The organism is Agrobacterium vitis (assembly GCF_037039395.1).
In the GTDB taxonomy this organism is placed as follows: domain Bacteria; phylum Pseudomonadota; class Alphaproteobacteria; order Rhizobiales; family Rhizobiaceae; genus Allorhizobium; species Allorhizobium vitis_E.
In genome coordinates this window covers 459,690-473,722 of record NZ_CP146241.1, presented here as the reverse complement: position 1 = coordinate 473,722, position 14,033 = coordinate 459,690, and the positions used below count along the sequence as shown (strand labels likewise).

The following is a 14,033-nucleotide window of genomic DNA, read 5'->3' as shown; positions in this document are numbered from 1 at the left end:
ATCGCCTGCAGGCGTGGGGCGGATTCCGGCGTGATTTCGTTCAAAGAGTTCCGCTCCAACGCGATGTTCGAGGGTTCGGACACCCCGGCTCACCGTAGACTGCTGGAGATTCAGCGCAGCCGCGGCTCGGCGAAAACTACCATGTTCGGCAGAGACCAAAGCGTATGTAAATAACCGGAAGTCAACGAAGTGGGGTGGCATCAGTATCATCTCTTGAGAGTGGAGTCCGCTACATGGCCCCGATGGCCTTTTACGCCGGCTGAAATCGTTTACCTTTCAGCATTCCACAACGTTGACAGCTAAGCCTCCCGTTGAGGTCTCCTTATATTTTTCACTCATGTCGCGGCCAGTCTGGCGCATGGTTTCGATCGCTGCGTCGAGTGGTACGAAATGTGTCCCGTCACCTTTGAGTGCCAGAGATGCTGCAGTGACTGCCTTAACGGCGCCAAGAGCATTACGCTCGATGCACGGCACCTGCACCAAGCCTGCAATAGGATCGCAAGTCATGCCAAGGTGGTGCTCTAGCGCGATCTCGGCCGCATTCTCTACTTGCTCCGGCAAGCCACCCATAACGGCGGCAAGCCCTGCGGCCGCCATAGCTGAGGCTGACCCACTTCGCCCTGGCAACCAACTTCGGCACCGGAGATCGAGGCATTGTGCTTGATGATTCCACCGACTGCTGCAGCTGTTAGCAGGAAGTCGCGGATGTCATCTTGCGTCGCATCCATATGGAAATGCAGATAATAGCGTAGGGTCGCGGGGACTACTCCTGCCGCGCCATTCGTGGGGGCTGTCACCACGCGCCCGCCCGCTGCATTTTCTTCGTTGACGGCCATAGCGTATACCGACAGCCAGTCATTGGCGAGCAACGGATTCAGGCGGTTGCTGCTCCGTTCTCCTGCGAGCTTGTCGTGAATCGCCCGCGCACGGCGTTTCACCTTGAGACCGCCCGGCATGATGCCGTCGACCGTGAGTCCTCGGTCGATGCAGCTCTTCATCGCCTCCCAGATGCGATCGAGACCAGCATCGAGATCGATACCACTTATTGCAGTTTCCTCGTTCATCCGCTTCATTTGGGCTATCGACAGGCCTGAGGTGCTAGCCATATCCAGCATTTGCCTCGCAGACGCAAAGGGATACGGCACGCCCTCTTCGGACGAGGCTTTCTTTGCACCACGCATAGTTTCAAGCTCGGTATCGGTAACGACAAAGCCACCGCCAATCGAGTAGTAGATGCGCTTTAGAAGCATTCGGTCGTAGCGGTCGAAGGCGCAAAAGGTCATGCCGTTGGCATGCCCTGGCAACGGTTGCTTCTTGTCGAAAACCAGATCTGTCCGGGGCTGGAATTCATAGGTTGGATGACCCGGCGGCGTTACATGCCCGCTCCGTTCCACTTCCGCTACAATGCCAGCCATACGGTCGGGATCGAGCTTTTCCGGGACTTCACCCGTCAGACCAAGGATCACCGCTCTATCGGTGCCGTGCCCGATTCCGGTGAAGGCCAGCGATCCGTGCAGGCTGACCCTGAGAGAGGAAATCTGTGTTCCGACCGGCCGCGGCCAGTTCCCGGACGCAATCAGGTCCAGGAATCGGTTGGCTGCTGACATCGGTCCCATCGTGTGCGAGCTTGATGGACCCACGCCGATCTTGAAAACGTCGAATACGGAAAGAAACATCGGTCCTCCTCATGGAAGCTGCGGGCGGCAGGCCAGCGGCGCCGGGAGATACCCAACGGTGACACTTTTGCGAAGAGCATTGATCTGAGCCAGTTCAAGCTCGGGCAGAAGATCGTTATCAGCACGAAAGCTTCTTCCGTAGCAGGCTCCGATAATATCTACTCCACCTTGATGAAGGGGCATGTCGACGCCAGCCATCTCGGCGAGCAACAGCGTTGGCACAAGGCCAAAAGGCACGTCCTCGAGTATGTAGCGGGTGGCTATAGTCTTCGGTCCCGCTGGGTCGCTGCCTTTTCCCACAAGCCTCGCCGACGCTTCCGCCACCGAGGCTTCCTCGACTCCGTAGGACATTTTGTAATGTTCGGAGATCGTGCGGACATGCTTGCCGAGCGTCTCAGCAAGCTCGACCCGTTCGCGATCCAAGGCCTCGATAAGTTGGCCGACCCCAGGTGTAATGTTGGAGTTTTGGCCCCAGGTTTCGCCATGCTCTATCCGAGTCAGGTTGGATAATGCGATTGCCAGGTGGTTCTGCGGATTGAGATTGCTGAGTGCGATCGTCAGCAGATCATCTTTGACTACGAAGCGGTCGCCGAAGAGCTCAACGCAGATTGTGTGGGCGTGATCCCCGAACCGGGCCGGGACCGTCGCCATGTCGATCTTAGACCGTATCGCCCCGATCCTAGCAGTATTGGGAGCCTGCGTTTTCGAAGTTAAAACGGTGGTGCTCCAGCCAACGACCGGGATCTCAATGCCGCGCGCAGCCAGCTTCTTCGCCAAAAAAAGCGCGGCAAAGGACAGGTGACCGCTGATGATCACGGTATGGCGTGGCTTGATATGCGGCGCGATGCTATCGATGACCATTCGATGGCCATAGGCCGGCAAGGCTAGAATGATCACGTCCGAATCCGTAAGTTCCGCCTTATTCTTGCAAGCGCCGGGAAGGAAGTCGCCATCGATGGCACCTGTGATTGTCACCGGCACGCCGGCGCTCAAGCCGGCAGCGCCCCGACCGGAAGGCGACCAGACTTGGACCGCGTGGCCATTCTTCATCAAAAAGGCGGCATAGCCCATAGCTATTGCGCCAGTTCCGGCAATTCCCACTTTCATCGTGACCATCCTAAAATTGCAGAATGCCTTGGCATCTGGCGATTACGATCATTGTCCTGCCGCCAGCTTTGCCAACTCCCCAAGCGTCACAGGTTTGAGCGGCGGGCGGATATTGAAAAACCTCACTTCTCCCGCGGAAACCCCGTGGGCTTCCGCTATTAGTGCCTGAACCGAGTAACCACACTGGCGTCCCTGGCACGGACCCATTCCGCATCGGGTTGCTGCCTTGATAGCGGCAGGATCAGGCGCGCAGGCGAGCGCAACTGCTCGGATGTTTCCGGCCGTCACTTCTTCGCATCGACACACGATGGTTTCGTCGGGGATTAGCTGACGTGGGGGCCGGTAGAATCGATCCAGAAATGGCCTTAGCGCAATGGCGCGGCGGCGCCGTCCGACTAAATCCCATTCGGCGCGCAGCCTTTCCGTGTTTAAACAAAGATTTAGGCGCTTCACGATGCCGAGCGCGGCGCTTTCACCCGAGACCGTCGCGGCGACCCACCCCCCAATCCCGCCAGCGTCTCCCGCGACGAAGAGGTTCGCACGGCTGGTTTCACCCCATTCATTGAGGGTGGGTGCGAAATAACCTTGTTCCTCGTTCCAGTGGTGGGCGCATCCCATAGCCAGGGTTTCATGGATCCGCGGCACCACCCCTTCGTGCACCAGAAGTACATCCGCCGGCGCACTATGCAGACGACCGCTGGACTCCCAAGTGATGAACTCGAGTCGGTCGTTTCCTCCGGCGCGAAGATCGGACGCGCCGCTCTTGACCACGCCAGTTCGGCGAAGCGCCCGAAGCCAACCTAATCCCTTAAGCAGACTGGGAAAGTCACGCCAAGCTCTGGGAAGCAGAGTTACCGCAGCCAGGCTTGGCCGTTTGGCGGTATCGAGATAGCCTGCGATTTGCCCGCCAAGGTTTAGCAACTGAGTTGCGTAGAGCAGCGGGAGCGGCCCCGCACCGGCAATCCATATCCTCCCCTGAGGTAACATCCCGCCGGATTTCAATAGAACCTGTGCAGCTCCGACCGTCATCACGCCAGGAAGCGTCCAGCCGGGGAACGGAACGGGTCTCTCCTGCGCACCATTGGCGAGAAGAACTGCTCTGGCAGAAATCTGGCTGGTTTCGCCCCTGACGCTGGCGAAGAGCACCCAACCTTCCTCGATCTGCCAGACCTGCGCGCCAGCGAGATAATCTGCACCGCAGGCACGGAACTGTGCCGCAAGGGCCCTGCCTTTTTCGTAATCCGCGCCAAGCGCTGCAAACATCCGGCTGCCGAGATTTCGCTCGATGCCGCGCCAGATCTGACCGCCAGGTTCGGGCTGCTCGTCGATCACCGCTACGGTTGCTCCGAGCGAACGCAGACGGACCGCAGCGCTCATTCCAGCTGGCCCCGATCCGACGATTGCCACGTCATAAGTCATGATACGATTTCCCGTGGACCGTTTTGCCTGTCGATCTGCATTCCGGGTTCGACGGGAACAAGACATCCTTGGATCGAGGCAACACCGTTGACGACCACCAGGCATTCGAAACAGACGCCCATCTGACAATACGGAAGTCGCAGAGAGCCGCTCACAGGAGATCTGCGGCCTGCATCGGGCGCGCGCAGCAACACACTTGCAACCGTTTCTCCGTTCCAAGCCGGAGTTTCAACTCCGTTGACTAGCACCGTCATGTCTGCTTGGCCGGAGGGTCTTTCAAGCACAGTTTTGAACATCGAATCTTCCATTGGAAAAAACGGACAGGTCCTTCGACAACCGTCCCTCAATCATGGCGGGCGCGACGATCTCCGCATGGGCCGCGGCAAGCGTCACCCCGGAATGACAAGCTGCAGCAAACAGACCGGGGTGACTGTTCGACTCAGCGTAAATCGGCGATCCGTCCATCGGCATGACGCGAAAGCCACTCCATTGACGCACGAGGCGAACCTGTGCCAACGCCGGGATTATTCGCGTTGCGCGGGAAGCGAGTGTCGCGGCAGAGGCGACAGTGACACCGCGATCAGTAAGGTTTTCTTTGGTTGCACCGATCATTACTGTTCCATCGGCTGTTTGCCGCAGACCGCTCCCTGGAAATGGGAGTATGGGCGCCAGCCGTTCCGTGACGAGCAACTGCCCGCGGTCAGAATGAAGCGGCATATTAAGTCCCAGTGACTGCGTCAGCTGTGGCGTTGCAAGGCCAGCGGCGACAATCACGCGCGTGGCGCGATATCGCTTCTGTTTGGTTTCCACCTCAAAGCCAAAGGGACAGGGCACGATACGAGACACCGATGACCGGAAGACGAGCTCCCCGCCGTAAGCGACGATCGCCTTGTGCAGCGAGGCCAGCAGCTGAAGAGGATTGACGTGTCCATCTTGCCGGCAGTAGCTGGCCCCCACCACCTCAGTCCCAAGGTTCACTTTGGGAAGCATGCGGTTGAGATCCCTGCGCTCAATCATTTCGGTTTCTACGCCCGTCTGCTGGTTGTGCATGCGTGTATTGATTGCTTTCCGTGCCTCGTATTCCGCTTCCCCAAGACAGTAGATCAGCCCGCCCGGCCGGGCATAGTCGACAGGCATCTCGCTTGCAGCGACGACATCCTTCAAGAATCTCTCCCAGAGATCGGTACTTTTTCGAGAGAGCAGGCTGTAGGCCGGCATATCGACCCCTTTGCCCTGAACCCATACAAGGCCGAAGTTTGCGCGAGCGGCCCGAAGATCCCCATCTTCCCCGTCGAGCATGATGACGGCGCGTTGCCTTCTGGCGACACCAAACGCAAGTGCCGCTCCGACTACACCTCCACCAACAACGATTGTATCTGCATCCACCGGGACGTCCTCCTGATGGTTGTCAGAGTCGTGCAATTCCTATATCAAGTCAAAGTCGAATTTTTCAGAAATATATTCCAGGAGTTTATATATTGGCCGATCCGAGCCTGAGGCAGTTGGAAGCGCTGCTGGCGGTTGTTGAAACCGGAACTGTCAGTAAGGCTGCCGACCTTCTCAGGGTTTCACAGCCAGCAGTAAGCAAGCGCATTCAGGATCTGGAGGCCGAGACAGGACTCCAGCTTTTCGAGAGGCAGGGTAGACGTCTAGTTGCGACGGATCAGGGAATGCGCCTTTACGAGGAAGTTGATCGCGTTCTCGGCGGCGTTCATCAGCTCGCGCGCTCGGTCGAGGCAATTCATCGTGAAGTGCATGGCCGGCTCGTATTGGGTGTCCTCCCCGCCTTGGGTGGACGCTTCATTAGCCGGATCCTGAGGAGTTTCCATGCGCAGCATCCGAAGGTTTTTGTATCGGTGGAAGCACAAAGCTCACAGTTTCTGACCGAAGCCGTTTTGTTGCGGCGCCTGGATGTAGCGATTGTTTCGACCAGTGTGGAGCACCCTTCGATCACGGCGGAGATGCTTAGATCACCGGCTGCGGTCGCAATCCTGCCGCCGGGGCATCGCTTGGAAGAGGCTGCGCAACTTAATCCTGCCGACCTTATACACGAGCCCTTCGTTGCGTTCTCATCCACCGGCATCATGCGCAGAAAGGTGGATAGAGCCTTTGAAGGCCAAGGAGTTACTCCTCAAGTGGCGTTTGAAGCAACTAATGCTGCCAATGTTGGGGAAATGGTGGCCGCCGGTCTGGGGGTTTCGATCGTCGACCCTCTGTCGGTGGAATTTCTTGATGGTCGAATTATTCGCAAGCCGTTTTCTCCCATCGTTGATCAGGATTACACCATCTTAAAACCATTGCGTGCGCGAAAGAGCGCAATCGTGGCAGATTTCGTCGAGCATGTGCGAGGAGCGCTCGCGCGAAACGACGTGGGCCGTCAATAGTTTTATGGGCCTGGCAGAGGTACAGGCGATCTAAGCCTTATAATGCCTGCCGTCCGCATGACCATTTTCACTCGTACAATGCGATTTTAAGCGGAAACCGACCCGCGATTCTTAATTGCGTCCAAGCATTGCTAAAGCGGGTCACGAGGGAGACCGGGGACGCGATAATCCTGTTCGAGTCGGGCGTTGAGTTCGAATATGAAATAATGCGCTCTGTGAAAGCGCGGAAATGCCAACCTGTCTACAAACCCGTTCATGTCATCCGCGGAATAGCGCACGCGTCCTACGTCACTTGGTGAGCATGACGAAGATGTGCGGTCTGAGATGGATCAGGCCATAGCCGCTGCAAAGTGTTCATCCGCTTGCTGAAGATTGCGAGAGGTTAAACGCGTCGCATCCGGCTAACAATAAGCGTTGAGCATTAATTGGAAAATCAAATCAATCGTCCTAAAATCCAATTGGAGGCCAAGGCCGAGCAATAGTTATAGTCTCCGAAAATAAGATGAAAAAGAGGGTGAAAAATGGCTGATCAGGAGATCAATCTGTTTGTCAAAGGACGGCAACCCAGTGGGCAAAGTCGTTTGCAACAGGGCCGCTCGCTTTCTTAATCTTTGATGTTTTACAGGTCCGGTCGCCTTCAGCGCAGCAAGTCTGCATTGTGGAGGGCGAGAGCGGCGCAATCCCTGGCTATTCAGGGAGATTGGCAGAGGCATGCTCAAGAAAACCCAAGTAAATACCGTTGAATCTACACCCCTTTTGTCTGTTCAAGACCTTTCGGTCCGGTTCGGCTGGGGGCAATCTGAGATTAAGGCCGTCTCTAACATCAGCTTCGATGTCCCTTTCTCTGGGACTGTCGGCATTGTCGGCGAAAGCGGATCGGGCAAGTCCGTTACGTCCCTCGCGCTGACAAGGCTCTTCCCCAAATCGGCAAAGGCGACAATCGGCGGACAAATCAAGTTTCAGGATCGAGATCTTGTCAGTATGCCTGATGCCGAACTCCGTTCACTGCGCGGCAAAGGCATTTCATACGTATTTCAAGACCCTTTGTCTGCGCTCAATCCTGTTCGCCGTTGCGGAGAACAGGTTGCCGAGGCAATCCGCATTCACGAACCGTCGCTTGATGCCGAGAGGGTCAATAATCGTGTGACGGAATTGTTCGACGGTCTCGGGCTGCCGCGGCCCAAAGAAACAATGCGCAAGTATCCGCACGAACCGTCAGGTGGCATGCGCCAGCGCGTCATGATTGCGATGGCGCTCGCGTGTAAGCCTTCCCTTCTGATCGCAGACGAACCGACCACAGCCCTTGATGTCATCGTTCAAAGGCAAATCGTCGATCTTCTTCGGGAGACTATCAAGAATCTTGGCACCTCCCTTTTATTCATCAGTCACGATCTCGCGCTCGTCTCCAGCATCACGGAGCAAGTGATCGTCATGCGCGACGGCAAAGTTGTCGAAAGCGGCGCCACTTTGGATGTGTGGAAGACGCCCCGAGACGCCTATACTAAGCAGTTGTGGGACGCAACGCCGACGTTGCGCGCGCCATCACGCCCTCCGCTTGAGGTACGCCAAGCCCCGACGCCCCCATCAACCGATGTTTTCTGCGCGGAAGGCTTGACCCATTCTTTCGTGTGGGGGCCAAAGGGTAAAGGACGCCCGTTCGCTCTCGATGATGTGAGCATAGCTGCTCGACGCGGAGAGACCGTCTGTATTGTCGGAGAATCTGGAAGCGGCAAGTCGACTTTCGCACGCTGCGCTGTTGGCTTGATTGCTCCTGATCAAGGCCGTATTTCGTTCGATGGAAAAGAACTCGTTGGACCTAAGGCAAACGGGTGGAAAACAGTCCGACGCGACATTCAAATGGTGTTTCAAGACCCGTACGCGTCCCTGAATCCGAGGATGAAGGTGGCAGAACTCGTCGCCGAAGGCCTTGTGATAAACAAGCTCGTATCGTCACGGGACGCTGCGCAGAAACGTGCCGTTGAGCTGCTCGAAATGGTCGGCCTGCAGGCGTCACATGGCGACCGCTACCCTCATCAATTCTCTGGCGGTCAACGACAGCGTATAGCAATCGCGCGCGCGCTCGCCGTTCGTCCTAAATTGCTCGTGTGCGACGAACCGGTGACGTCTCTTGATGTTTCGATCAGGGCACAGATCATCAAACTTCTCATCGACATTCAGAACCAGGAAGGTCTCACATACCTTTTCATTACCCATGACATCGCTCTTGCTCGTCAGATTGGAGACAGAGTCGTCGTGATGAGCAAAGGGAGAGTCGTCGAAGCCGGTGCGGCAGTCGATGTGATCGATAGGCCCGTCGATCCCTACACACGCCAACTCAGAGCAGCTGTTCCAAGTCTTCCGGAGACGCCGGAAGAAGCACACGCGGCTGACTGATCGAAAGCGTCAGCTGCAATCCACAGTTCACGTAGCTCAATGCAAAAACAACAAAAATGAAGAGGTGGAATATGTTAAAGAAAACTTGGCTCGCTAGTGTGAGTGTAGCAATCTTCGCTCTCGGAACCGTACCTTGTCTAGCGCAACAAGCCGAGGCTTGTGGTTCGGGGGAACGAGTCACGGTCAATTTGCTTTGGCCGACCCAACCCGCCAGCCTTGACGGAAATTACGATACTCTTGTGCTGTTTTCCCAGATAAACCGCAACTTGTATGATGGTTTGTTCAAGCTCGACGACTCGATGAAAATTGAGCCGAACCTGGCAACAGGGTTCAAACAGCTGGACGAGAAGACATACGAGATTGCACTTCGTTCAGGCGTGGTGTTCCATGATGGATCATCTTTCACCTCAGCAGATGTGGTGTCGACATTCGACCGTATCGCAACCGACCAAAAGCTCGCATCGAAGCAACGCAGTTACGTAAGCAACGTTGAATCGGTGACTGCAGTCGATGACCACACTGTACGCTTCAAGCTGAAACAGCCAGACGCTTCGTTCATTGGAGTCCTTGCTAGCATTATTTACATCACGCCGAAATCGGTCATCGACAAGGTTGGAAATGTTGACTTTGGCAAGCATCCCATCGGCACAGGGCCTTTCAAATTCGAGACCTGGAACCAGGGCGACAGTGTTGTGCTCAAGGCCAATTGTGATTACTGGGGCGGAAAGCCGATCCCTAGCGAAGTTGAATTTCGTTTCATCGCTGAACCCGCGACGCAAATCAGCTCCCTGCTGAGTGGCGAGATCGACATCGCTACTGAAGTGACGCCCGATCTCGCCGCCGGGCTCAAATCATCTAGCGAAGTGGGTGTAAAATCCGTAAACGGCAATAAGGCCGTTTTTCTGTCTCTCAATACTCTCGAGGGACCGCTTACTGACAAGCGTGTGCGCCAGGCATTAAACTACGCCATCGATAAAGCCGCGATTACCAAATCCCTGTTTGATGGGCGTGCAACCCCGGTGGGTCAGATCTATGCCCCAAGTGTGTTCGGCTACACCAAATCGATCGCTCCTTACCCCTACGATCCCGAACGGGCGAAAAAGCTACTCCAAGAAGCTGGTTTCACTGCAGAAAAACCCCTGACACTTGAGCTTGTGAACTATATTGGCGAACTTAACCCTGTTTGGCAGAGCATTGCCGCGTACCTCGGCAAAGCCGGTGTCAACATCAAGACAAAATTCGACCCGAACTTCTTCGGGGATAGCTGGCTCCAGAAGAAGATGGCGCCGCAGCAAATGCTCATCTCGCAGAACAATAACCTGCTTATGGATGCCGATTTTGCTCTTGGGCTGACCTTGGACGGTCCGCGACGTGGCATTTATTTCCACGGGCCAGAGACCGACGCCGAAATCGCATCAGCACGCGGTGAACCCGATGTCGGCAAGCGTCAAGCTGCCTACGACAAGCTTAATGCTGACCTGTACGACCTTGCCCCAGTGGTATTTTTGTACAGCACCGACGCGACGTTCGGAGTGAATGCCGCCATTGATTGGAAGCCTCGCCCTGACGGTGCGATTTATCTGGCTGGCGCGACAAAAAAATAGCGGTCGCGCAACGACCTTTGCAGCACTGAGGAGAGAGCCAAATGCTCAACCCATTCATAAAGCGAATAGTATTTAGTGTTCTCGTTATTCTAGGGATATCTGCGATCACTTTCGGGCTCATGCACATTGCGGGTGATCCTGCGGTTCTGCTGTCGAGCCATGATGCGACCCCAGACGAAATTCAGGCGTTTCGCGTCGCAAATGGCTTCGATCGGCCTATCGTTGTGCAATATTTCGATTGGTTGTGGCACGCCGCGCAGGGCGACTTGGGCGTATCCTTCCGCAGTAAGGGCTCCGCGCTGGCGATTGTGCTTGCGGCCCTCCCTCGGACCCTGCTTCTGATTGGCTGTGCCCTCGCAATCTCCACAATTGTCGGCGTCTTGGTCGGCTCGCTGGCCGCGGTTTTCCGCGGCAGCATATTTGACCGATGTGTCATCGTCGGCTCAGTGCTCATACAATCCTTGCCAACGTTCTGGTTGGGGATCGTGCTGCTTCTTATTTTCAGCGCGACGCTCCGATGGCTGCCTACTTCGGGTTTCCGGAGCCCCATCTATCTGGTCTTGCCAGCGGTTACTTTGGCGGCTTTCCAGGTCGGCACGTTCGCAAGGATCGCGCGTTCCTCAATGTTGGAGGTGCTCGACTCCGATTTTGTTCGCACGGCGCGAGCAAAGGGGGCGTCCTCCTACTCGGTGGTCTTCGGACACGCATTTCCGAATGCTGCGCTGCCGATCATCACAGTCATCGGGCTTCAACTTGGAGGACTTTATGGTGGCGCCATCGTCACTGAGACGGTTTTCGGATGGCCCGGTGTAAACACCGTCGCCCTGTCGGCAATTTCCTCCCGCGATATGCCTGTAATTCAAGCCTATGTCATCGTCGTGGGAGTGCTTGTCGTTCTGACCAATCTGGTCATCGATGCAATTTACGGCATGCTCGATCCGCGTGCAAAACTGGGAGCCCACTGATGGAAGAGCCTCGCGCAATTGAAGTCCCGTCCAACTGGTCGCTCAGCGGTCGTTGGCGATTGATTTTACCTGCGGCGCTGCTGGCGCTGATCGTCGGTGCTGCTTGCTTCGCCTCAGTAGTTGCCCCTTACGATCCGTACGCGCAGGACCTGACCGCGCGCCTCTTACCGCCGGTTTGGCAAAGTGGCGGGACGGTCCAGCACCTTCTCGGTACCGACGACCTCGGACGGGATGTCTTGAGCCGAATCCTCTACGGTGCGCAGGTTTCATTGAGCGTGGGCGTGCTTGCCGTCATTTGTCGGCTCGTATCCGGCGTACTGATCGGATTGGTTGCCGGATACTACGGAGGTCCGGTGCGGACCTTCCTCATGCGTCTCGGCGACATTCAATTGGCATTGCCGGCGCTGGTTCTCGCCATTGGCATTATCGCTGCGCTCGGCCCAAGCGCCCGTAATGTCGTAATCGTTCTGGCCGTCGCCGGCTGGGTCCTGTACGCACGCCTCGTGGTCAGCCAAGTCCTCATTGTACGCCATCAAGACTTCATCGCCAGCGCGAAGCTTTTGGGCGCTTCAGACATCCGCATTCTTTGGAAACATCTTCTGCCCAACGTTGTGCCAACGGTGATCGTGTTTGCCAGCCTTGACCTTGGATTGATGATGCTCACTGAAGGGTCTCTCTCCTTTATTGGTCTGGGTGTGCAGCCACCGCAACCGTCATGGGGAGGAATGGCGGCTGAAGGCCGGGCGCTGATTGGAACGGCGTGGTGGATCGCGACCTTGCCGGGTGCAGCGCTGGTGCTGACGGTTGCGCTCGTCAATATCCTTGGCGAACAGCTTCGAGACCATCTGGATCCTCGCCTCGACGCAACACGCAGTCACTAAATACGCCAAAAGGAATATCGACCATGCCGATTGAGCAAAATGCGTCGCTGAAACTGGTGTCCCACGTGATCCGATACCGGGACCAAGAATTGGACGAAGCTGTACGGCGGCGTTCAGGGCTTTGTCTCCTGGACAGTCTGGCTTGCTTTTTTGCAGGTCTTTCACTGCCACATTTCGCTCAGTCTGCTGCGGCCGCTAGGAGTAGTTTCCTTGGCAACGGCGGCGACGTGAGGGCGCAACCGTCGCCATTCATGATGGCTTATGTCTATGGACAAGCGGCGAATGCACTTGATTTTGATGACACGTTGCACGGCCATCCTGGATCACCCATTGTGGGGGCCCTCTTGGCTGCGGGCGCCACTCGGAATTTATCCCTTGATCGTATTCTTCGTGGTATCGCCGCCGGCTATGACGCCCACTGGATTTTGGCAGAAGGTGCCGCACCCTCGAAGGAAAGAGCGTCTGTTGTCCGATCCATCGGTGTCTTCGACACAGTGGCGGCAAGTATTGGAGTTCTCGTTGCGCTTGGCGCAAGCAACGAAGTTATCGAACGGGTGATTGGCGTCGCATTGCCCCACTCTATCCTGCCCTATGTGGCTAAGTGGTATGAGCGACCGGTCCCGGCTATGAAGAACAACATGGGTTGGGTCGCCGCAGGCGCCATATTATCCGCGAACCTTGCTTTAGCAGGCCAGACTGGCGTCACATGTCCCCTGGACGGTGACACGGCCATGTGGCGAATGGCCGGTTCAGACCAATGGTTTATCGACGATCATTTTCATGACTCGCCGGCGGTGCTGCGAACAGGTTTCAAGCCCTATCCTGGATGCTGGCACACACAAGAAATCCTGAAAGCGTTCGCAGAGCTTTTGGAAGAAATCGATGAGGGCGACGAGATTGTTGAGATCATCATCTCTGGCCCCGCTGACGTGGAGAAATTTTGTGATCCATGCATCTCCGGACCCGCAGATATCGCTTTCAGCCTTCCCGCACTCTTTGAGCGAATGGCTTCGCGGCTGGAACCCGGGCCGCTGTGGGATCATCTCGATGAAGGATCGTTCACCGGCGTTTTCCGCTACGAGAGGTCGGACACCCGGAACTTGAGTCTACTGACGCGCAAGGGAAGAGAATTGAAAAGTTCTATCCCGGTCAGCGTGGAATCGGACCTCGCTCCATGGGGACTGAACGATGAAGGGGTTATCGCAAAATTCAGCCGCTTCGCCGATCTTGAACTGCGAGACGATCTGCTTCCGGCACTCTCCTTAAAATCTCCATCGAACCTGGAAAGCATACCTGGCATCACGTATCGATCAATCATGACAGCGGCAAATCGCGTCTTGGAAGCTTAGCTGCACTATTCGCCTTTAGCGGTCCGTAGCAAGCCGCTGTTCTTCCAATCGGCAGTCCTGAGCGCAGTTTATCTCCACAGGCCACAGATCTGCTTCAGCACGCAGTGTGTTGATGAATGTGCCGCCGCCGCCGTCTTTCCGGAAAGCGCTGGTTCTCGTCAACCACCGCCCGCCCGCGCGTGCTTAGGATGTTTTGCCTGCCTAACCGTGCGCCGCTTTTCGTAGCAACTCCAGTGGATCCCTGATCTGCCGCG

At 56.3% G+C, this 14,033-nt stretch carries 10 protein-coding genes and 2 pseudogenes; 6 read left to right on the top strand and 6 right to left on the bottom strand.

Annotated elements, in window-relative coordinates:
• Positions 1–15 precede the first annotated feature (15 nt).
• The 6 genes and pseudogenes from V6582_RS27505 to V6582_RS02120 all read right to left on the bottom strand — a co-directional run.
• A pseudogene (locus V6582_RS27505) lies at positions 16–201 on the bottom strand (helix-turn-helix domain-containing protein); the annotation flags it as partial.
• Positions 202–276: 75 nt separating this feature from the next.
• A pseudogene (locus V6582_RS02140) lies at positions 277–1,676 on the bottom strand (L-serine ammonia-lyase).
• A gap of 9 nt (positions 1,677–1,685) precedes the next feature.
• Entirely contained in the window at positions 1,686–2,783 is a 1,098-nt protein-coding gene (locus V6582_RS02135) for an NAD/NADP octopine/nopaline dehydrogenase family protein (RefSeq protein ID WP_156634241.1), read from the bottom strand.
• A 48-nt stretch (positions 2,784–2,831) separates the two neighbouring features.
• Positions 2,832–4,202 carry an FAD-dependent oxidoreductase gene (locus tag V6582_RS02130; RefSeq protein ID WP_156634243.1) on the bottom strand — a complete coding sequence of 457 codons (1,371 nt, stop codon included), beginning with the start codon at positions 4,200–4,202 and terminating at the stop codon, positions 2,832–2,834.
• The gene (locus V6582_RS02125) at positions 4,199–4,498 is read right to left on the bottom strand and encodes a (2Fe-2S)-binding protein (RefSeq protein ID WP_156634245.1); all 300 of its coding nucleotides are present in this window, start codon (positions 4,496–4,498) and stop codon (positions 4,199–4,201) included. Before V6582_RS02125 ends, V6582_RS02130 begins: the two co-directional genes overlap by 4 nt.
• On the bottom strand, positions 4,479–5,588 hold the full coding sequence (locus V6582_RS02120; RefSeq protein WP_337739380.1) for an NAD(P)/FAD-dependent oxidoreductase: 1,110 nt from the start codon (positions 5,586–5,588) through the stop codon (positions 4,479–4,481). The genes V6582_RS02125 and V6582_RS02120 overlap by 20 nt, the downstream gene beginning before the upstream one ends.
• A gap of 92 nt (positions 5,589–5,680) precedes the next feature.
• On the opposite strand from V6582_RS02120, the gene V6582_RS02115 reads away from it, so the two are divergent.
• The 6 genes from V6582_RS02115 to V6582_RS02090 all read left to right on the top strand — a co-directional run bounded on the left by V6582_RS02115 (position 5,681) and on the right by V6582_RS02090 (position 13,779).
• Positions 5,681–6,586 carry a LysR substrate-binding domain-containing protein gene (locus V6582_RS02115; RefSeq protein WP_156634249.1) on the top strand — a complete coding sequence of 302 codons (906 nt, stop codon included), beginning with the start codon at positions 5,681–5,683 and terminating at the stop codon, positions 6,584–6,586.
• A gap of 711 nt (positions 6,587–7,297) precedes the next feature.
• The gene (locus V6582_RS02110; protein WP_156634250.1) at positions 7,298–8,980 is read left to right on the top strand and encodes a dipeptide ABC transporter ATP-binding protein; all 1,683 of its coding nucleotides are present in this window, start codon (positions 7,298–7,300) and stop codon (positions 8,978–8,980) included.
• Positions 8,981–9,051: 71 nt separating this feature from the next.
• Positions 9,052–10,584, top strand: a complete 1,533-nt coding sequence (locus tag V6582_RS02105) for an ABC transporter substrate-binding protein (RefSeq protein WP_197434483.1) — start codon at positions 9,052–9,054, stop codon at positions 10,582–10,584.
• Between the two features lie 41 nt (positions 10,585–10,625).
• Entirely contained in the window at positions 10,626–11,549 is a 924-nt protein-coding gene (locus V6582_RS02100) for an ABC transporter permease (protein ID WP_156634253.1), read from the top strand.
• Positions 11,549–12,430: an ABC transporter permease gene (locus tag V6582_RS02095; RefSeq protein ID WP_156634255.1), complete on the top strand. Its 882-nt coding sequence runs from the start codon at positions 11,549–11,551 to the stop codon at positions 12,428–12,430. Before V6582_RS02100 ends, V6582_RS02095 begins: the two co-directional genes overlap by 1 nt.
• A 23-nt stretch (positions 12,431–12,453) precedes the next feature.
• On the top strand, positions 12,454–13,779 hold the full coding sequence (locus tag V6582_RS02090) for an MmgE/PrpD family protein (RefSeq protein ID WP_156634257.1): 1,326 nt from the start codon (positions 12,454–12,456) through the stop codon (positions 13,777–13,779).
• Positions 13,780–14,033: the final 254 nt, after the last annotated feature.

Excerpts from the sequence above, each read along its gene's own strand:
- V6582_RS02130 (WP_156634243.1), bottom strand. The coding sequence starts at position 4,202 with ATGACTTATGACGTGGCAATCGTCGGATCGGGGCCAGCTGGAATGAGC.
- V6582_RS02135 (WP_156634241.1), bottom strand. The coding sequence starts at position 2,783 with ATGAAAGTGGGAATTGCCGGAACTGGCGCAATAGCTATGGGCTATGCC.
- V6582_RS02125 (WP_156634245.1), bottom strand. The coding sequence starts at position 4,498 with ATGTTCAAAACTGTGCTTGAAAGACCCTCCGGCCAAGCAGACATGACG.
- V6582_RS02110 (WP_156634250.1), top strand. The coding sequence starts at position 7,298 with ATGCTCAAGAAAACCCAAGTAAATACCGTTGAATCTACACCCCTTTTG.
- V6582_RS02105 (WP_197434483.1), top strand. The coding sequence starts at position 9,052 with ATGTTAAAGAAAACTTGGCTCGCTAGTGTGAGTGTAGCAATCTTCGCT.
- V6582_RS02095 (WP_156634255.1), top strand. The coding sequence starts at position 11,549 with ATGGAAGAGCCTCGCGCAATTGAAGTCCCGTCCAACTGGTCGCTCAGC.
- V6582_RS02100 (WP_156634253.1), top strand. The coding sequence starts at position 10,626 with ATGCTCAACCCATTCATAAAGCGAATAGTATTTAGTGTTCTCGTTATT.
- V6582_RS02090 (WP_156634257.1), top strand. The coding sequence starts at position 12,454 with ATGCCGATTGAGCAAAATGCGTCGCTGAAACTGGTGTCCCACGTGATC.